General features: G+C 61.8%; 16 protein-coding genes. 7 read left to right on the top strand and 9 right to left on the bottom strand.

What is annotated here, in order from left to right; genetic code table 11:
• Positions 1–6 precede the first annotated feature (6 nt).
• The 3 genes from ACEXP3_RS23035 to ACEXP3_RS23025 form a co-directional block, all read right to left on the bottom strand.
• Positions 7–378: a response regulator transcription factor gene (locus ACEXP3_RS23035; RefSeq protein ID WP_377299532.1), complete on the bottom strand. Its 372-nt coding sequence runs from the start codon at positions 376–378 to the stop codon at positions 7–9.
• 91 nt (positions 379–469) lie between these two features.
• Positions 470–1,111, bottom strand: coding sequence for a response regulator transcription factor (locus ACEXP3_RS23030; RefSeq protein WP_210107208.1), 642 nt, complete (start codon positions 1,109–1,111; stop codon positions 470–472).
• Entirely contained in the window at positions 1,104–2,708 is a 1,605-nt protein-coding gene (locus tag ACEXP3_RS23025) for a sensor histidine kinase (protein ID WP_377299546.1), read from the bottom strand. Before ACEXP3_RS23025 ends, ACEXP3_RS23030 begins: the two co-directional genes overlap by 8 nt.
• Before the next feature lie 470 nt (positions 2,709–3,178).
• On the opposite strand from ACEXP3_RS23025, the gene ACEXP3_RS23020 reads away from it, so the two are divergent.
• Genes ACEXP3_RS23020 through ACEXP3_RS23010 form a run of 3 tightly spaced genes read left to right on the top strand, consistent with a single transcriptional unit; the run spans position 3,179 to position 5,108 of the window.
• Positions 3,179–3,505: a cupin domain-containing protein gene (locus tag ACEXP3_RS23020; RefSeq protein ID WP_377299545.1), complete on the top strand. Its 327-nt coding sequence runs from the start codon at positions 3,179–3,181 to the stop codon at positions 3,503–3,505.
• Positions 3,506–3,559: 54 nt separating this feature from the next.
• Positions 3,560–4,078 carry a Dps family protein gene (locus ACEXP3_RS23015; RefSeq protein ID WP_377299531.1) on the top strand — a complete coding sequence of 173 codons (519 nt, stop codon included), beginning with the start codon at positions 3,560–3,562 and terminating at the stop codon, positions 4,076–4,078.
• Positions 4,079–4,136: 58 nt separating this feature from the next.
• On the top strand, positions 4,137–5,108 hold the full coding sequence (locus ACEXP3_RS23010) for an alpha/beta fold hydrolase (RefSeq protein WP_377299530.1): 972 nt from the start codon (positions 4,137–4,139) through the stop codon (positions 5,106–5,108).
• A 612-nt stretch (positions 5,109–5,720) separates the two neighbouring features.
• Here the strand turns inward: ACEXP3_RS23010 and ACEXP3_RS23005 are convergent.
• Both ACEXP3_RS23005 and ACEXP3_RS23000 read right to left on the bottom strand, forming a co-directional pair.
• Positions 5,721–7,013 (bottom strand): HAMP domain-containing sensor histidine kinase, encoded by a 1,293-nt coding sequence (locus ACEXP3_RS23005; RefSeq protein WP_377299529.1) that lies wholly within the window; start codon positions 7,011–7,013, stop codon positions 5,721–5,723.
• A 2-nt stretch (positions 7,014–7,015) separates the two neighbouring features.
• Positions 7,016–7,702 carry a response regulator gene (locus ACEXP3_RS23000; RefSeq protein WP_377299528.1) on the bottom strand — a complete coding sequence of 229 codons (687 nt, stop codon included), beginning with the start codon at positions 7,700–7,702 and terminating at the stop codon, positions 7,016–7,018.
• Between the two features lie 145 nt (positions 7,703–7,847).
• On the opposite strand from ACEXP3_RS23000, the gene ACEXP3_RS22995 reads away from it, so the two are divergent.
• The 4 genes from ACEXP3_RS22995 to ACEXP3_RS22980 all read left to right on the top strand — a co-directional run bounded on the left by ACEXP3_RS22995 (position 7,848) and on the right by ACEXP3_RS22980 (position 13,864).
• The gene (locus tag ACEXP3_RS22995) at positions 7,848–9,272 is read left to right on the top strand and encodes an efflux transporter outer membrane subunit (RefSeq protein ID WP_210107211.1); all 1,425 of its coding nucleotides are present in this window, start codon (positions 7,848–7,850) and stop codon (positions 9,270–9,272) included.
• Positions 9,272–10,402, top strand: a complete 1,131-nt coding sequence (locus ACEXP3_RS22990) for an efflux RND transporter periplasmic adaptor subunit (protein WP_377299527.1) — start codon at positions 9,272–9,274, stop codon at positions 10,400–10,402. Before ACEXP3_RS22995 ends, ACEXP3_RS22990 begins: the two co-directional genes overlap by 1 nt.
• Positions 10,399–13,503, top strand: coding sequence for an efflux RND transporter permease subunit (locus tag ACEXP3_RS22985; protein WP_377299526.1), 3,105 nt, complete (start codon positions 10,399–10,401; stop codon positions 13,501–13,503). The genes ACEXP3_RS22990 and ACEXP3_RS22985 overlap by 4 nt, the downstream gene beginning before the upstream one ends.
• Before the next feature lie 88 nt (positions 13,504–13,591).
• Positions 13,592–13,864, top strand: coding sequence for a hypothetical protein (locus ACEXP3_RS22980; protein WP_377299525.1), 273 nt, complete (start codon positions 13,592–13,594; stop codon positions 13,862–13,864).
• A gap of 457 nt (positions 13,865–14,321) precedes the next feature.
• Here the strand turns inward: ACEXP3_RS22980 and ACEXP3_RS22975 are convergent, their stop codons facing one another.
• The 4 genes from ACEXP3_RS22975 to ACEXP3_RS22960 are packed head-to-tail and all read right to left on the bottom strand — an operon-like array spanning position 14,322 to position 18,961.
• Positions 14,322–15,428 (bottom strand): autoinducer 2 ABC transporter substrate-binding protein, encoded by a 1,107-nt coding sequence (locus ACEXP3_RS22975; RefSeq protein WP_377299524.1) that lies wholly within the window; start codon positions 15,426–15,428, stop codon positions 14,322–14,324.
• 38 nt (positions 15,429–15,466) lie between these two features.
• Positions 15,467–16,408, bottom strand: coding sequence for an ABC transporter permease (locus ACEXP3_RS22970; RefSeq protein WP_210107216.1), 942 nt, complete (start codon positions 16,406–16,408; stop codon positions 15,467–15,469).
• Between the two features lie 10 nt (positions 16,409–16,418).
• A complete protein-coding gene (locus tag ACEXP3_RS22965; protein WP_377299523.1) occupies positions 16,419–17,420 on the bottom strand; it encodes an ABC transporter permease in 1,002 nt (333 codons plus the stop codon).
• The gene (locus tag ACEXP3_RS22960) at positions 17,420–18,961 is read right to left on the bottom strand and encodes a sugar ABC transporter ATP-binding protein (RefSeq protein ID WP_377299522.1); all 1,542 of its coding nucleotides are present in this window, start codon (positions 18,959–18,961) and stop codon (positions 17,420–17,422) included. Before ACEXP3_RS22960 ends, ACEXP3_RS22965 begins: the two co-directional genes overlap by 1 nt.
• Positions 18,962–18,986: the final 25 nt, after the last annotated feature.

The raw sequence follows: 18,986 nt of genomic DNA, 5'->3' as shown, positions 1-18,986 counted from the left end.
AGACGTTCAGGGCTCCAGCGCTTCTTCAAGACACAGCACAAGTTGGTTGAAATCGACCGGCTTGCCGAGAAAGGCGAAGGCGCCGCCCTCCAGCGCTGCCGCCCTGGTTCGTTCGTCGCGATAGGACGTCATGAAGATCATCGGCGGCCTGGGGGCCGCTTCCGCGTTCAGAACGGCCTGCAGTTCGATCCCGGTCAGGCCGGGCATCTTGACGTCGACCAGCATGCAATCGATCGCACGTCGATCGTCGTCAGCAAGGAAAGCCTCCGCGGAGGAGAACAGCCGACTCCGGTAGCCGCAGGACAAGACGAGGTCGTCAAGGGCTTCACGGATCGACTGATCGTCGTCAACGATGGCTATGACGGGTAACTTGGACACTGTGCTCGGGCCTTGCCTTGTAAACTCAACTGACCCCTATATGCCCCTTCGGGGCGCAGCATTGCACCATACAAGAGTCTAGGTTTTCGAATTAGAGGCCCAGCAGTTCGGCCTTGCGCACCAGCTCGGCAACGGAACGCGCCTCCATCTTGCGCATGACATTGCCGCGATGCAACTTCACCGTGATCTCGCTGATGCCGAGCTTGAAAGCGATCTGCTTGTTCATCAAGCCCTGCACGACAGCCGCCATGACTTCCTGTTCGCGGCGCGTCAGCGTCTTGGCAAGCTCGGCGACGGCGCCATTGGCGGCAGACTGCTGGCGGATTTCGCGGTCTTTCTGGAAGGCGACCGACACCGCGTCGAGAATATCCTGGTCCCGAAACGGCTTTGACAGGAAGTCGACGGCGCCGGCCTTCATCGCGCGGACCGACATGGGGATATCGCCGTGCCCGGTCATGAAGATGATCGGCATGCGGTTGCCGAGGGCTTCCAGGTGGACCTGGAAATCGAGGCCGTTTGCGCCGGGGAGGCGCACATCGAGAAGAATGCAGCCCGCCCGGCCAAGATCGGCCGTATCGAGGAAGTGCTGGGCGCTCTCAAAGGATTTCGCTTCTGTGCGGATCGACAGGAAGAGATCGACCAGCGCTTCGCGGATCGAAGGGTCGTCATCGACGATGTAGACGACAGGCGTGTCGCTTAGTCGGGCTTTTGCCGGAATGCGTGCATCAGTCATCGAGGGCCTCGATCGGTACGGTCATTTCGAAAAGGGCGCCACCTTCGGGGTGGTTGCTGGCGGTCAAGCTGCCGCCACGGGCTTCCAGCATGCTGCGGCAGATGGCAAGCCCCATGCCAAGGCCGGTTTCCTTGGTGGAGTGAAACGGCTTGAACAGATTTGCCAAGATGTCGGCGCTAAGGCCAGGCCCGCCATCATGGACGCTTAGGCTCATGCTTGCGGCACTTGCCGGTTCAATCGACACCACGATTTGCCGGCTTTCGTCGGGCGTCTCATTCATGGCCTGGATGGCGTTTGATATCAGGTTGATAAGCACCTGCTGCAGCTCGATGCGCACGGCGCTGACGGAGGGCAGGGGGGATGCCGCGCGCGTCTCGAAAGTGATCCTGTGCCTGGCAAGCTCCCCCTCCATCAGCGCCCGGGTTTCGCCCACCAGCTCGACCAGCGAAACCTGTTCCCGGACCGGCTCCCGCTTGCCGAGCATGGACCGCGTACTCTGGATGATATCGCTGGCACGCTGGCTGTCGCGCACGATGCGTTCGGCCGAGCGGGCAACGGCCTCAAGATCCGGCGGGTCGCGGTCGAGCCAGCGCAGCAAGGTCTGGGCGTTCACCACAAGCGCGCCGAGCGGCTGGTTAAGCTCGTGGGCGAGAGAGGCGGACAGGGCGCCGACGGTTGCCGCCCGCGAGGCCAGTGCCAGTTCACTTTGGGCCTCGAACAGGGCCTTCTGGGCCATCTCCCGTTCCGTGATGTCGAACATGCCAACGATGACGCGGTTGAAATTGGCGGGATCTTCAGGGAAGCCGACGGTCAGCAGCACCAGCTTGTTGGTGCCATTGCTGGTGATGATGCTGCCCTTGCCCTCGAAATGCGTTCTGTTGTCGAAAATGGCCTCGATGAGGTCGAGGAAAGTCGCGTCGTTCTGGGCAATGAACCGACGCATCGAGCGGGCATTGTCGCTGCTGACGTTGCCGAGCAGTTCGAGCGCCGCCGCGTTTGCGGCGACAGTCGGCACACTTGCGATGCATTGCTCCAGGAAGTGTGGATTGTCCCGTGCATAGGCGCCGAGATCCCTGACGCCGTTTGCTTTCAGCGCCGTCAGCATCGCGCGAACCTGGGAATAGTCGCGCTCCCAGAGAGCGACGCGGCTCTGCTCGAAGATCGTCCGGTAGCGCTCTTCGCTGCTCTGCAGGGCGGCATTGAAGGTCATCAGGTCGGCACGGGCGCGCTGGTTGCGGATGATGAGGGCGCAGGTGATCAGCATGGCCGCCACCGCGACGGCCAGGCGCAGGGTCGCGGCAAGATCGGCATGCAGCCCGTGCGCTGCCAGATAGGAGAAGACCGCGAGGCTAATGCAGATCGCGGTCAGCAGCAGCGTTCCCCGTTCCGTCAGGGTTTCCGCCGACAACAGAAGCGTGATGACATAGAGCGTCGCCAGCGCGCTGTGGATGTCGGTAAACGTGTCGAGATAGAAGATCAGCGCTGCGAGCAGAAATGCGCAGGCAAGCACGCCCAGTTCGAACCGGGCAGGCAGTCGTTTCGGGTTGACCAGGATCAGCGATCGCAGGGGCAATTCTCCCGTTGAGGTTGATGTCATCATCAAGCCATTCCGATTGGTAAAACGCAAATGCGAAATACCGCATTTGTCTGCAAACTCAGCCTCGTAGCCGCACCGGTCGAAAGAGAGGCCATCCCAGTGCGGCTGGGATTGCCTCGAGGGATCCGACATCCATGTGCTCAAGAGAGGGGGCACTTGAGCATTCAGGGTGCATCGGCACCCAGCCTGTCTTCAGGGGGAGGCGCCTTGAGGACGTCCACGGTGTAGCCGTGCCCGGGGCGGCGTGGAACTATACATAGGTGTGGGTCTGACTACCAAAGCATTGGATACAGCGCGGCCTCCTCCTCGCCTACAACCAGTTCGTCAAACACACGATCTGGGCAGGAGTTGAAGATGCAGTGTTCGAAACACGTTCGATCCCTCAATGACGGGCAGGCCACCTTCGAAAGCACCGCGGGATCCATCTCGTGTCTCGGCAGCCCTGATCTGTCGATCCTCAAGGGCTTTCGATCCGGCGGCTGGTTCTCAGCGGCCATGCCGTCCGGGAACTTCACTGGCATGCCAATGCCCACGAGCTTGGCTATTGCACCCGGGGCCAGGCACTGGTCACCACGGTCGGCAACCATGGCAGCCGCGAGGTTTTCCTGATCAGTGCCGGCGAGATGTTTTTCTTTCCGTCGGGTACGGTTCACGCCATCGAAAACATCGGAAGCTGTACCCTGCACATACTGATCTTCTTCAGTCAGGTCACGCCGCTGGATATCGGATACCGCGCCACAGCGGCTGCCTATTCCTGCGAAGTCATAGCTGCCGAACTTGGATCGACGACCCGTTGATCGTCTAACGCATCTGAAATCCCTGAACCCTAAGCAAAACCAAAGGAGACTATCATGGACCGCACAACCGCTGAAAAACACCGCAAGGCCCCGCTCGCAACACCGACCACCCTGAGCGCCAACGCCACCAAGGACATCGCCGGTGCGTTGACCGCCCTGCTGGCCGACGTCTTCGTGCTCTACCTCAAGACCAAGAACTTTCACTGGCACATGAGCGGGCCGCATTTCCGCGACTATCACCTGATGCTCGACGATCAGGGGGAGCAGATCTTCGCGATGACCGACGACATTGCCGAGCGCGCCCGCAAGATCGGTGGCACGACGATCCGCTCGATCGGCCATATCGCCCGGGCGCAGCGCCTTCTCGACAATAATGCGGACTTCGTCACCCCGGCAGACATGCTGGCAGAGCTTCGCGACGACAATCTCACGCTGGTCTCGCTGATGAAGGAGACCCACGAGCTTTGCGACGAGCATGGCGACATCGCGACGGCCAGCCTGATCGAGAACTGGGTCGACGAGACTGAGCGGCGCGCCTGGTTCCTGTTCGAATGCACGCGCGACAGCCACTGAGCCATCAATGGGCGATGCCGGCCAGCATTGAGCCGGGTTGACCCTATCGGAGCAACCGATGACCCCAGATTTCTCCCTTTCCCGCCGGCAGGTCCTGCTGGCCGGCACCACAGTTTCGCTGGCCATGGCTCTGCCGGCCCTGGCTCTCGAAAATAAGACCTCACCTCACAGAGAAGGAATTGAACGGATGACCCATGCTTTCGTGACCACCAAGGACGGCGTTGAAATCTTCTACAAGGACTGGGGTCCAAAGGATGCTCAGCCGATCGTGTTCCATCACGGCTGGCCGCTGTCGTCCGACGATTGGGATGCCCAGATGCTGTTCTTCGTCAACCAGGGTTATCGCGTCGTCGCCCACGATCGCCGCGGTCACGGCCGCTCGTCCCAAGTGGGCGACGGTCACGACATGGACCACTATGCCGCCGATGCAGCGGCTGTCTTTGAACATCTCGACCTCCGCAAGGCAGTCCATATTGGTCACTCGACCGGCGGCGGCGAGGTTGCCCGCTATGTTGCAAGGTATGGCCAGCCGCAGGGCCGTGTTGCCAAGGCTGTCCTCGTCAGCGCGGTTCCGCCGCTGATGCTCAAGACGCCGTCCAATCCTGAAGGCGCGCCGATCGAGGTCTTCGACGGTTTCCGCTCGGCGCTGGCCGCCAATCGCGCGCAGTTCTACATCGACGTCGCAGCCGGCCCCTTCTACGGCTTCAACCGTGATGGCGCCAAGGTCTCGCAGGGCGTGATCGACAATTGGTGGCGCCAGGGAATGATGGGCAGTGCCAAGGCCCACTATGACGGCATCAAAGCCTTTTCCGAGACCGACCAGACGGCGGACCTCAAAGCTATCACCGTTCCCACGCTGGTCACCCAGGGCGATGACGATCAGGTCGTGCCCTACAAGGATGCAGCCGAGGTCCAGGCCAAGCTGCTCCAGAACAGCACTCTCAAGATCTACAAAGGCTTCCCGCACGGCATGCTGACCACCCATGCCGATGTGATTAACCCGGACCTGATGGCGTTCATCAAGAGCTGATCTAAGTTCAACGAGATGACAATCCGGCAATCGATTGCTGATTGCCGGATTGAACCGCCTCTCCGGCGGACAAGATGAAGTCTGTCGTTAACAAGGTCTTTTGTCGCTCTATCGGATTGGTCCTGCAATCGCTTAGTTTTTTAGCGGACAGGATACGACAACCTCATCAGCGCAGGTAGGATCTGCCGACGAAACAATCGCCGATGGTCCATCGTCGCGCCGCCGCTCATCTCACAGAGGATCGCTGACGCGCCAGCCAGTCTTTCTGCCCGAATAAGCTCCGGATCGTCGCGAACAGCCAAATGCGTAGCCGCTTGTGCGGAGACTTGGCGGCCAGTCGAATGTCTGGTCCGTGATCAAGGCACAAAAAAGCGGACAGACAGGCCACGGACCCAGAGCGGTCATTCCGCAGGCAAATATTTGGCCGGATTGTAAACAGCGACTTAACGACCGGACCAACGGTTCCAGTCCCGTCAAGGCGTACGGTCCAATGATCAAACGATAATCGCGTGGCACGTTCGCGTCGTTGTGCTTGGATCATCAGTACTTTCCGCCGGACTCAAATTTATGTTCACAGAAGCTATTACAATGTACGGGGGGGATTCTCTGACATCACCGGGCAGCGGGAGCTGGTCCGTCCAGCGTTGGCGCTGAGAGCGTGATCGAGACGCGAAGACCGCCGGCGGGCCTGTTTTCCGCCCTTGCGCCGCCGCCGTGCCACTGCGCCGCGCGGCGGGTGATGGCGAGGCCGAGACCGAACCCCGGCCGGGTGGTCATTGTCGAACTTTGGGAGAAGGGCTCGAAGATCGCCTCCAGCTCTGCGTCCGGCACGCCCTGGCCGTCGTCCTCGACGGTGACGAGCAACTGCCCGTCCAGCACCCTGGAAGCGACGCGGACGGCTGTGCCGGGTCCGGTATGGGTGATGGCGTTGCGGATGACGTTTTCGAGCGCCCGATAGATCAGTTCGCCATTCACCAAGGCGACGAAGCTGTCGACCCCGGCATACTGGACGGTAATGCCGCGGGCCTGGCCTTCGAAGCCGGCATCCTCGATGATTTCGCGGATCAGATCGACAACGTCGAGTTTCTGCCGTTCGAAGCGCGTGGTATCACGATCCGACAGTCGCGCCAGCGTCAGGATCTCGCCGACCAGTTCATCGAGGCGCTCGACCTCCCGGCCCATCCGCTCGATCATCGCCGAAAGCCGCGCCGGGTTTTGCTGCAGCACGCCGATGGCGGCCTGAAGCCGGGAAAGGGGCGAGCGCAACTCGTGCGACACGTCATGGAACAGCTGCTGCTGAGCGGTCTGGAGTTCTTGCAGCCTGGCGGCGGTGATGTCCAGATCGTGCGCCAGCGTGGTGATCTCGTCGCGTTTGGCGCCGATCGTATGAGCGATGCGCACGTCGAGTTCGCCCTTGGCAAGCGCACGCAGCCCGTAGCGCAGCTGCTCGACCGGCGCGATGAAATAGCGTGCCAACCAGTAGGCGGCGGCTGCAGCCGAGAGCAGGGCCGCCAGCCACGGAACCGCCCGCGGCCAGGTCTTCGCCATCAAGCTCGGCGCCACACCGGCAATCTCCATCCGGTAGCATTCTCCGTCACGAATGGCGTTCCGGACAAGCCCCTCCTTGACCTTTGCCGCGCAATCGATTGCCGGGCCGATCGCAGTGATCGTGACGGGGATGTCGCGTCCGGTGCGGCGCACGGCGGCCACCAGCCGGGTCGCCGCCTCCACGCCCTCGGCCTGCAGCACCTGCGCTGCCGTCTCCAGCGTAAGGGCGAGCTCGCGGTTGGCAACCTCTTCCTCGAACGGCGATTGGAACAGCGTGCTGATGGCGAACAAGATCGCGATCGATCCGGCCATGGCGAGCCAGACGACGGTGAAGAATTTCCAGAACAGGCGATGCATGGCTAGCCTTCCAGCATTTGGTAGCCGCGGCCGCGCACCGCTTGGATCCAGGACTGACCGTCCGGACGCGCGCCAAGCTTCTGACGGATACTGCTGATATGGACGTCGATCCTCCGGTCGAACGCCGTCAACGGCTTGCCGAAGGCGCTGAGCGAGATGTCCTGCTTGGACACCAGCTGGCCGGCGGAACGGGCCAGCACTTCCAGCAGACTGAATTCGGTGCCCGTCAGGTCGAGCGGTGCTGCGCGCCACTCGGCCCTGCGGGTCGACGGATACAGAACGAGATCGCCAGTCCTGATCTCGTCTGCGCCGCCGTCACGCTCGGAACGACCGGACCGGCGCAGAATTGCGCGGATGCGGGCCGCCAGTTCGCCCGGCGAGCAGGGCTTGGACACATAGTCGTCGGCGCCCAGGTTCAGCCCGGCGATGCGATCGATGTCGTCTCCCCGCGCCGTCAGCATCAGTACAGGCACGTCGCTCACCTGACGGATCTTGCGCAACACCTCAATGCCGTTCATCCGCGGCATCATGATATCGAGCACGATCAGGTCGGTCGAGGCTGACATGGCCTCGGCAACGCCGACGCGACCATCCGCCGTTGTTTCGACGACGAAGCCTTCCTTGGTCAGATATTCACCCAAAAGGTTGGCCAGCTCAGTGTCGTCATCAATCAAAAGTACCTTGGCCATGCCCTGCTTCCGCCCCTTCAATGACTTCAGCTTTACGACCTCCAATCCAAGAAGACAGCAGTTTTACCCAACTTAACACGGTCTTGACCGACATTAACACGGCGATCCCTATAGTGCGGCCTTCAGTTCAAGGCGGCCCGTGATCATGCGCAGCACTCTTTCCTCTTTGCTATCGGCCATGGCCGCAGCAGCCACGCTGACCGGCTGCACGAGCCTCGGCGACCTCAGGCCGGCGGCGCCGACCGTCGCATCGTCCTGGCATGCGACCGTGCCGCATGGTGGACGCTCAAGCGATCTCCTGGCCTGGTGGGCCAGTTTCAAGGATCCGACGCTTGAGGCATTGTTGCGCCTGGCAGAGCGTGAAAACCCGACCGTCGAGGAGGCCGTCGCCAATATCGACAAGGCGCGCGCGACGCTCGACAGCACCCGCTCAGGGCTGTTCCCGTCGCTCGACGGCTCTGCCTCGGCGGGCCGCGAAGGCAACAAGGGCGACGATGGCAACCGGCTGGCGGCGGGTACGACAAAATCCGGCGGACTGGACGCCGCCTGGGAACTCGATCTGTTCGGCAAGACAAAGCAGCAGGCACGCGCCGCCTCATCGCGGGTCGATGGTAAGGTGTGGTCCTGGCACGACGCCCGTGTTTCGGTCGCCGCCGAAGTGGGTGACGACTATGTCCAGTATCGTGCCTGCCGCGAGCTGGAGCGCCTTTACCGGGATGAACTTGCATCGCAGAGGGAAACCGTGCGCGCAACGGAACGATCGGCCGGGTCCGGCTTGACATCTACCGGCGATCTGGCGCTGACGCGCGCCAGTGCCGCGGCCTCCTCGTCAAGCCTGACGGCACAGCGCGGCGAATGCGAGATCCTGGTCAAATCACTCACCCAGCTGACGGGCGGCGATGAGCAGGCGGTCCGCCGCTTGCTCGATCAGGGCAAGCGGCAAATTCCGCAACCCTCTGCGCTGCGGATCACCTCTGTGCCCGCAGAGATGCTGAGACAAAGACCCGATGTCAACGCGCTGGAGGCCGAAGTCGTCGCGACGATCTCCGACGTCGGGGCGGCAAAGGCCGACCTTTACCCCAGCCTCAGCCTCAGCGGTTCGATTTCCATCAGCCAATCCACTGTGACCGGCCGTTCGGTCCCGTGGTCCTTCGGCCCGGCGCTGTCGGTGCCGCTGCTCGATGGCGGCTCGCGACGGGCAGCGGTGCGCAGCTCTGTCGCGGATTACGATATCGCGGTTGCAAGCTACAAGTCCGGCGTGCTCAGCGCCGTTGCCGAAGTCGAAACGGCGCTCGTGCGTGTCGATACCGCGCTTCGGCGGATCGCCGACGCCCGCAGCGCTGCCGACAACTATCAGAGCTATTTCCGCGCCGTCGACCAGAACTGGGCGTCGGGCGGCGTCAGCATTCTCGACCGCGAAGAAGCCCGTCGATCGGCGCAATCGGCGGCGATCACCCTTATCGAAATCAGGCGCGACGCAGTCCAGTACTGGATCGCCCTCTACAAGGCGCTCGGAGGCGGCTGGTCTGCCCCGGTTGTCAGCCTTGCCTCTGCACAGGGAACGAAATGATGCGAACAGGTTCATGCTTCTTGCCCGCGATGGCGCTCGCTTTCGCCGTCTGGCTCCCCTTTGCACACGATGCCCGAACCCAGGAAACCACCCGGACGACGGCCGGTGCCGCCGCACTCACCGTCAGCGTGAACAAGCCGGAAGTACTGCAGTGGCCGGTGCTGATCCCGGCAAGCGGCAGGCTCGCCGCCTGGCACGAGGCGCTGATTTCTGCCGAAGTCGGTGGATTGCGCATCATCGCCGTCAATGCCGATGTCGGAACGGCGGTGAAGAAGGGGGATCTCCTGGTGCAATTTGATGCCGAAACCGCGCAGGCGGAACTCGAGCAACAGCAGGCAAGCGTGGAGCAGGCCAAGGCGGATCTCGACCAAGCGGTCGCCAATGCCGACCGCGCCCGCGGGCTGACCGGTTCCGGTGCCATTTCCAACCAGCAGACGACGGAATATCTGATCACCGAGCGCAAGTCCAAGGCGGCACTGGCATCGTCGCAAGCTGCACTGGTGTCAGCGCAGCTTACCCTCGATCGTACCAAGGTCTACGCGATCGACGATGGCGTGATCTCCGAACGTTCGGCGTCGCTGGGCAAGGTGGTGAGCGCCGGCGACGAACTGTTCAAGCTGATCCGTCAGAACCGGATCGAGTGGCAGGCGGAACTGCCGGTCAAGCGGCTTGCCGATGTCAAGGAAGGCACGAAAGCCGTCATCCCGACGCCGCTCGGTGACGTGCGCGGTGAGGTGAGGTTGGTGTCGCCCACGACGTCGACCAGCAACGGGCGGGTGACTGTGTATGTGGCGCTGCAGCCGGCGAAAGGGATGCCGCAACCCAAGACCGGCATTCTTGTGAGCGGCAATTTTACCTTCGACTCCACCGATGCTCTGACGGTTCCAGCCACGGCTGTCACCCTGAGGGACGGGTTTTCCTACGTATTCGTCCTCGACGCGACCGATCAGCCAACCGTGACACGCAAGCGGGTCGAAACGGGGCGGCGGCAAGACGACAGGGTCGAGATCGTCTCGGGAATTGAAAAGACCGACGATGTCGTGATGTCCGGCGGCGCGTTTCTGGCGGACGGGTCCGTCGTTCGGGTGGTCGATGCCGTTGCAGCGGCCGAAACGGAGGCAAAGAAGTGAACTTTTCCTCCTGGTCCATCCGCAATCCCGTTCCGCCGATCCTGCTGTTCATCCTGATGACCGCCTGCGGCCTGTGGGCGTTCAACCGTCTCGACATCCAGAACTTTCCCGACATGGATCTTCCGACCATCGAGATCAGTGCGTCGCTTGACGGGGCAGCCGCCTCGCAGCTCGAGACGGAGGTCGCACGCAAGATCGAGGACAAGCTGACCGGCCTCACGCGGCTCGATTCCGTAACCACGACGATCACCGATGGTTCCGTGAGCATTTCCGTCGCCTTCGAAGTCGGAAAGGATACGCAGGAAGCGCTCGACGAGGTAAAGAGCGCCGTCGACCAGGCGCAGGACGACCTGCCGGAAGAGATGAACGCACCGACCGTTTCGAAGCAGTCGTTGAACTCTTCGCCGCTGATTACCTATGTGGTGCGATCCGACAGGCTGGACGAGGCCGAACTGTCCTGGTTCATTGACAACGACCTGTCCCGGGCCCTGATGGCGGTGGACGGCGTCGGCGAAGTCGGGCGCCTGGGCGGCGTCGACCGGGAAGTTCGGGTCGAGCTGAACGCAAATCTCCTCGACGGCCTCGGATTGACCGCAAACGACATCAACGATCAGCTCGAGGCGGTGCAGTCCGATCTGTCGGGCGGCAAGGGGCGCATTGGTGGTGAAAGCCAGTCCGTCCGGACCCGGGCTGCCGCCAACAGCGCAGAGCAGGTCGCCGCAACGCCGATCCCGCTTCCGGCCGGAAGCTGGGTCCGGCTGGACGAACTCGGCACGGTGACCGATTCGCACAGCGACCTGAGCTCGCTTGTCTATATCAACGGCAAGCCGGTGATCGCTGCGCAGATCAAGCGCTCCAAGGGCTACTCGGACGTCGCCGTCACCGACGAGGTCCGCGCGGCGATGAAGACATTCGCCGCGGACAATCCGCAAGTGACGATCGAGGAAGCCTACAATACGATCGTCCCGATCGAGCAGAACTATGAATCCTCGATGCACATGGTCTACGAGGGCGCGTTGATTGCAATCTTCGTCGTCTGGCTGTTTCTGCGCGACTGGCGGGCGACGCTCCTGGCCGCCGTGGCCTTGCCGCTGTCGATCATCCCGACCTTTCTCGTGATGTATCTGCTCGACTACACATTGAACACCATCACGCTGCTGGCGCTGTCGCTGGTGGTCGGGATCCTCGTCGACGACGCAATTGTCGAGATCGAGAATATCGAGCGCCACCTCACCATGGGCAAGGCTCCCTTCGAGGCGGCGATGGAAGCCGCCGACGAAATCGGCCTGGCGGTTATCGCGACGACGTTCACGCTCGTCGCCGTGTTCCTGCCGACTGCATTCATGGGCGGCATTCCCGGCATCATCTTCAAGCAGTTCGGCATCACCGCCTCGGTCGCCGTCCTTGCCTCGCTTCTGGTTGCACGCCTCGTGACGCCGATGATGGCGGCCTACATGATGAAGGCGAGCGGCAAGCCGCACAAAGACGACGGTCGGCTGATGCGGTCCTACATGTGGGCGGTCAAGGGAGCGCTTCGCCGCCGCTGGATTCCGGTGCTGGGGACCATTGGGTTCCTGGCATTCACCGTCCTGCTTCTCAGCCATCTGTCGACCGGGTTCTTTCCGGCCTCCGATGACGGGCAGACCCAGGTTACGGTGACAACACCCCCGAGCTCGACAATCGAAGCGACGGACGAAGCGGCGCAAAAGGCGGCCGCCATCGTTGCTGGAGTGGCCCACGTCACTTCAGTTTTCCAGGCAACGGGTACCGCTTCCACCGGCGGCATCAACAGCACGTCGAGTACCAGTACCAACAGCGCCACGCTCGTCGTCAACCTGACGCCGATCGACGATCGCGATGTCAAGCAGTCGCAGATCGAGGCGGATTTGCGTCAGGCGCTTGAACACCTGCCCGGTGTCCGGATCGAGATCGGATCCGGCGGCAATGGGACGCAGCTGACGCTGACGCTGGCCGGCGACGATTCGGAGCTTCTGGAGAAGGCAGCTGCCAGCCTTGAATCCGACCTTCGCACGCTGCCGGGCATCGGCAACGTGACCTCGTCGGCGGCCACGCAATCGCCGGAGATCACCATCACGCCGGATCTCGCAGAGGCTGCATCTTTGGGGGTGACGTCCAAGGCTATCGCCGAGGCGATCCGGGTCGCCACCGCTGGCGCTTATGATGCAGCCCTGTCGAAGCTCAATCTGCCGGAACGCCAGGTCCCGATCCGCGTCATGCTCGATACGGCAAGCCGGCAGTCGCTCGATGCGATTTCGCTCATCCCTGTAGAGGGCAAGGACGGCAAAGTTGCCCTCGGCGCCATTGCCGACATATCGCTCGGCTCCAGCCCCACGCAGATCGACCGGCTCGACCGGTCGCGCAACGTCTCGATCACGGTCGAGCTGAACGGCAGGAGTTTGTCGGAGGTGACGTCCGAGGCATCACAACTGCCCGGTTACAAGAACCTGCCCCAGGGCGTGAAGTTTGTCGAACAGGGTGAGTTGAAGCGCCAGAGCGAGCTGTTCAGCAGTTTCGGGACAGCGATGGCGATCGGCATCTTCTGCATCTACGCGGTGCTGGTCCTGCTCTTCCACGACTTCCTGCAGCCGGTGACGATCCTGATGGCGCTGCCGTTGGCGCTTGGCGGAGCGATGCTGCCCCTGGTGCTGACGGGCACCAGCTTTTCCATGCCGGCCGTAATCGGTCTGCTGCTTTTGATGGGGATCGTCTCGAAAAACTCGATCCTGCTCGTCGAGTATGCCATAGAGGCGCGCCGCGCCGGCATGTCCCGCTATGACGCTTTGGTGGATGCCTGCCACAAGCGCGCGCGGCCGATCGTCATGACAACGATCGCCATGGCCGGCGGCATGCTGCCGGCGGCCCTCAGCCTCGTGTCTGGCGATTCTAGCTTTCGCCAGCCCATGGGGATCGTCGTCATCGGCGGCCTGATCACCTCAACCTTCCTCAGCCTGCTGATCATCCCGGTCGTCTTCACCTTCCTGGATGACCTGCTGGTCTGGATCACCGGGTCTCGACGGCGCAAGCAGCCGATAACCCCGCCGACCGGAGAGGTCGCGACCCAGTCGTCACCAGAGGTGTAAATAACTGCAAACGAACGCAAAGTTCGGGTTTTGGCCGGAGCAGGAGGGCGATAGGGGCATCGTCTTGCAACAATCTCGGGAGTTCATCATGAAAAATATAGCTTACCTATCCGTCGCGATGATCGGCGCCATCATTCTTGGCGGCATCTCAACGGCGAATGCCCAGACCAGCCGCAGGACGGACCGGCCGACGAAGCCCGTAGTCCAGCTTGACCAGAAGAAGGATGCCGGACGGCACATGCTCAACGGCCATTTGGGCATGAAGGATCGCCGCAAAGGTTACAGACGGCAAAGCGACGGTCACTGGTACCCGTCCGCTGCCTTCGCGGACAAGCCTTTGCGAGAGAAACCAACCTCGTGACAACTGAGCACTATCAGAGCCGAAAGGGCCTTAAAGATCTCCGATCGTTGGTTCCTATCCTCTCAAGGCGATGCATCATCTCTGTCTATTTCTGCTCACAGATGCGTCGGTTGACGCACTTGGTGTGCGCACCGTCACTCTGGTGAACCGACCCGGGTGTGCCGGAGGCTCCCACTTCCTAGAAAGTGGAGCCACGCTCGACAAGGTCGCGATCCTACAGACCTGACTCAACGAACCACCAGTGACCGATCAGGCGGCAGTTCGGGTCGTCGATGATACTTGGCCGGAAGCTGAGGGGCGAAACTCGATTGCCGATCTTACGGTATCGACAGCTCCAGAGAGCTATCTTCCATTAAAACCGTCTTCTTTCCATAGCCATTGCGGCTGTTGCCACTGGAGCCTTCGCTTGAGAGAAGGCGGCCCGGATCAGGATTGACCCGGGCGCCTGTTGAGGCGGTTAGAAATCGAACGTGTCGACATTATCCTTGGTGAAGACTGCCGGGCTGCCAAGCAGGATCTGGCTGCCATTGATGATCTGCAGCTCGCCGAGACGGCCAGCCTTGAACGTCTTGTCACCTGGCTTCAGCGTGCCATCGGCTGAGGCGCGCAGGGCCTGCATCGCAGCATAGCCGAGATCGACAGTGCTCCACAGGACGGCAGATTTGACGCAGCCGTCCTTGATGTAGGGCTTCATCGGGTTCGGTGTCGCAAGGCCAACGACCGAGACCTTGCCGCACTGGCCGGCCTGGGTCACAGCGTCCGCGGCGGCGGGCGTCGCGACGCTGGTCATGCCGATGATGCCCTTCATGTCCGACCCGTATTTGTTGATCAGCGTATTGGCCTGATTGAAGGAGAGAATGTTGTCCTCCTGGGCCTCGACAGTCTCCAGCCACGTCATCTTCGGGTAGCATTTCGCCTGATAGGCGGACATTTCCGCAATCCAGCGCGCCTGGTTGGGCGTTGTGAAGGTCGAAGTGACGATCGCAAAGGAACCGTCCTCACCGATCTCCTTGGCGAGCGTATCGATGAGAGACTTCGCCACGCCATTTGGCGTTGCCGGATTGACGAACCACTGGCGCGCGTCGGGCTCAGCATCCGCATCGTAGCCCACGACATTGATGCCGGCGGCGAGCGCCTTCTTCAGCACCGGTGCGATGGCCACCGGATCGTTGGCTGAAAACAGAATGCCATCAACGCCTGAGGTGATGTAATTGTCGATCAGGGTGATCTGGTCATCAATATTGGCCTTGGTGGAGCCGTCGGTTTTTGCATCGACAGTGCCCAGTTCCTTGGCGGCTTCCTTGACGCCCTGGGATGTCGAGTTGAAATAGCCGATGCCGACCAGTTTCGGCACGTCCACCACCTTGATGGTCTTGCCCTTGCGCTCCGGTGCCTTTGCAGGCGTGCCCCCATTATAGGCAACGGGCGCTGCAGCAGCCGGTGCGCCATCGCAGGCCAGCGGACTGGTGGGCTGGTCGTCCGCTCCGGTCCAGACCGGGGCGGCGTGCGATGTGCCGGCCGACAGTGCGAGAGCCAGCAGGGTGGTCATCATTGATCTGCGCATAGGTTCCTCCTCCATTATTGCGAGATGCGTGATTGAATTCAGGCCCGGCGTTTGTTGAACGCCGTGGTCATGAGAATGGCGCCGATCAGCATGAGGCCGATCAGCACGGCCGTGCCTTCCGCCTTGATGCCGGCCAGCGAAAGCCCGTTCTTCAGGCTCTGGATCACAACCAGGCCGATCAGCGTGCCGATGACGCTGCCGCGTCCGCCATAGATCGAGGTTCCGCCCAGCACGACGGCGGTGATGGCGTCGAGTTCCAACCCGGTCCCCATGTCGGAGCGGGTGGTCGACACGCGCGACACGAAGATCACTCCGGCAAGTGCCGCCGCAAAACCGGATGCGGTATAGACGGCAATCTTGGTGCGGTTGACCGGCAGGCCGGAAAAGAAGGCAGCAACTTCATTGGCGCCAATGGCATAGATGCTGCGACCGATGCGCGTGGCAGCGAGAAGAACGCTGGCAAGGATGGCAAAGGCAATGAGGATCCAGAGCTGTGTCGGAACGCCGAGAATGTTGCCTTGGCCCAACACATAGAACCAGTCCGGATAGCCGCGCACCGAGCGCGCCTGGCTGATGCCTTCAGCAAGGCCGCGGTAGAGTGCAAGCGTGGCCAATGTCGCAATCAGCGGCGGCACGCCGAAGCGGGTGATGACGAAGCCGTTGACGAAACCGCAGAAGGTGCCGACCGCAATGGCAAGACCGGCAGCGGCCATGAGGGGCAGGCCGAGATTCTGCCAGAACACCCCGGTCAGAATGGCCGTGAGCCCGAGGATCGATCCGACGGAGAGATCGATGCCGCCGGTGATGATGACGAAGGTCATGATGATGGCGACGAGCCCGACTTCCGTCATCAGGCGCCCCTGATTGAGCAGGTTTGCGCCGGTGAAGAACTGGGCGGACTGGAAAGCCAAAGCCACAAGCAGCACAACGGCCACGAGAGCGAGAATGGTTTCGTGCCGGAGCAGCGTACGCAGGGACATGGATGCCTCCTTACTTTTTCGGGCGGCGGCGGATCATGTCCGCAAGCACGGTGATGAGGATCAGCCCGCCGATCACGGCTCTCAGCCAATAGGCGGAGACATTCACGAAGATCAGCGCCGAACCGATGGCTGCAAACAGGATGGCGGCCAGAGTGGAGCCTATGACGGTGCCCGATCCGCCGAGGATGGAGACACCCCCGATGACGGCGGCGGTTATCACCGTCAGTTCCAGATTCGGCGGCACGGTGGACTGGATGACCTGCAATTGCGTGGCAAACAGGATGGTGGCGATGCCGGCAATGGCGCCATGGATGACAAAGACCGCCAGCACGCGCCGCTCACTGGAGATGCCAGTGGCTTTCGCGGCTTCCGGATTGCCACCGACAGCATAGAGCGAGCGACCGAAGGGGAAGTTGCGCATCCACCAGGCGGCGAGCAGCGTCAAGACCACCATGGCGATGATCGGGAAGGGCAGGCCAAAGGGCTTCCACTGCGCGATCATGAACGCCTTCGGCAGGCCGGAAATCCAGGTGCCGCCGGTGATGGAGATCAATCCGCCCCGCAGGATGGACATCATGCCGAGCGTCACGACGATGGAGGGAATGCGTGCAAAGGCGACCAGCCAGCCGACGATGAAATTGACGGCCATTCCAAGGATGATCGGTGCTCCCCAGGCCACCCAGACCGGATAGCCGGATACGGCCAATGTGCCGGAAATGGTTGCCAGCACGCCGATCAGCGCGCCCACCGAGACATCGATATGGCCGGTGATGATGACCATGGACATGCCGATGGCAGCAACAGCGATATAGGCATTTCCGGAAAAGATGGTGGTGAGGTTCGAGGTGCTGAGGAAGCGTGGATTGTAGAGCCCGACGGCCACGAAGAGCAGCAGTATGGCGGCAATAATCACGCATTCCTGCCCATAATCGGTGATCAGCCGTGCGATGAAGGAGCGGGAATTTTGCGGCTTGCGGGTAGACAACGTGGAAGCCTGGGAAAGGACAGCCATTACGCAGCCTCCTTCGATTTTGCCTGCGCGGTCATGGCCCCACCCACCGTTTCAGGCGTGGCATCTGCCCGGTCGATCATGCCGGTGACCTGGCCATTGTTCATCACCAGAATGCGGTCGCTCATGCCGATCACCTCCGGCAATTCGCTGGAAATCATGATGATGGCAAGGCCCTTGGCGGCCAGATCGCTCATCATCGCATGGATTTCGGCCTTGGCACCGACATCGACGCCGCGCGTCGGCTCGTCGAGGATCAGGATATCGGGCCGGGTTTCCAGCCATTTGGCGATTACCACCTTCTGCTGATTACCACCCGACAATTCCCCGACAGGTTGGTGAATGCCGGCTCTGGCGCGAACCCCCAGCCGTTTCACGGCCTCCACAGCGCGGCGCGCTTCCTCGGCAAAATTGAGGAAAAGGCCGGGCGCAATGCGGTCCAGCGCTGCCATGGAGAGGTTTTCGTTAATGCTCATGGATTTTACGAGGCCCTGAAGGCCACGATCTTCCGGCACATAGGCAAGGCCGAGATCGCGGGCCTGCCGCGGCGTGCGAATGGAAACCGGCTTGCCCTTCACCCGGATTTCACCGGACGTGGCGGGCGTGATGCCGAACAGCGTCAGCGCCAGTTCCGTGCGGCCCGAACCGACAAGACCGGCAATGCCCAGAACCTCGCCGCGCCTCAGCGTGAAGGAAATGTTTTGTACCAGATGGCCGTGATTGAGCTTGGACACTTCCAGCACCGGCTCACCGATCTTGGCGTCCCCCTTGGGGAAGAGCTGCTCGATGGAGCGGCCGACCATCATGGAGACAAGCGTCGCCTCATCGGCCTCGGTAATGTCGCGCGTGTCGATCATCATGCCGTCGCGCAGCACCGAAACGCGGTCCGCCAGTGCGAAGATCTCCGGCATGCGGTGGCTGACATAGATGATGCCGACGCCGCGCGCCTTCAGGCTGCGCACGACCTCCATCAGCCGGGTGACGTCCTTTTCGGTGAGCGAGGCCGTCGGCTCGTCCATGATCAGAATGCGGGCCTTGTGCGAAAGCGCCTTGGCGATTTCCACGCGCTGGCGCTGCGCCACCGAAAGCGTGGCGATGCGGGTATCGACATGAAGATCATGACAGTCGAGACTGTCCAGCAGCTCACGCGCCTTGGCCCGGGCCGCTGTCCAGTCGATACGCCCCATGGCCTTTTGCGGATAGTGACCGAGGAAGATGTTTTCGGCGACCGTCAGCTCTGGAAACAGCAGAAGCTCCTGATAAACGGTTGCGATGCCAGAGGCATTGGCATCCTTGGCGGTGGCAAAGCGCATGGGCTGGCCTTCGATCTCCATCACACCGCCGTCTGCCTGATAAAGACCGGAGAGGATCTTGATCATCGTCGATTTGCCCGCGCCGTTTTCGCCGAGGAGCGCATGGATTTCGCCCGGACGCACATCGAAGGACACGTCCTTCAGCACCTTCACCGGGCCGAAGGATTTGGAAATTCCGGCAAGCCGCACATACGGCTCGAGCGAGCTCTGTTGCTCAAAATTCGATGCCAATTCATTCCTCCTCACAGAATGCCGA

Origin of the sequence: Neorhizobium fuzhouense (genome assembly GCF_042611105.1) — a bacterium.
In the GTDB taxonomy this organism is placed as follows: domain Bacteria; phylum Pseudomonadota; class Alphaproteobacteria; order Rhizobiales; family Rhizobiaceae; genus Neorhizobium; species Neorhizobium galegae_A.
Note: the sequence above shows the minus strand (reverse complement) of the source record. Positions and strands in the feature narration are given on the sequence as shown.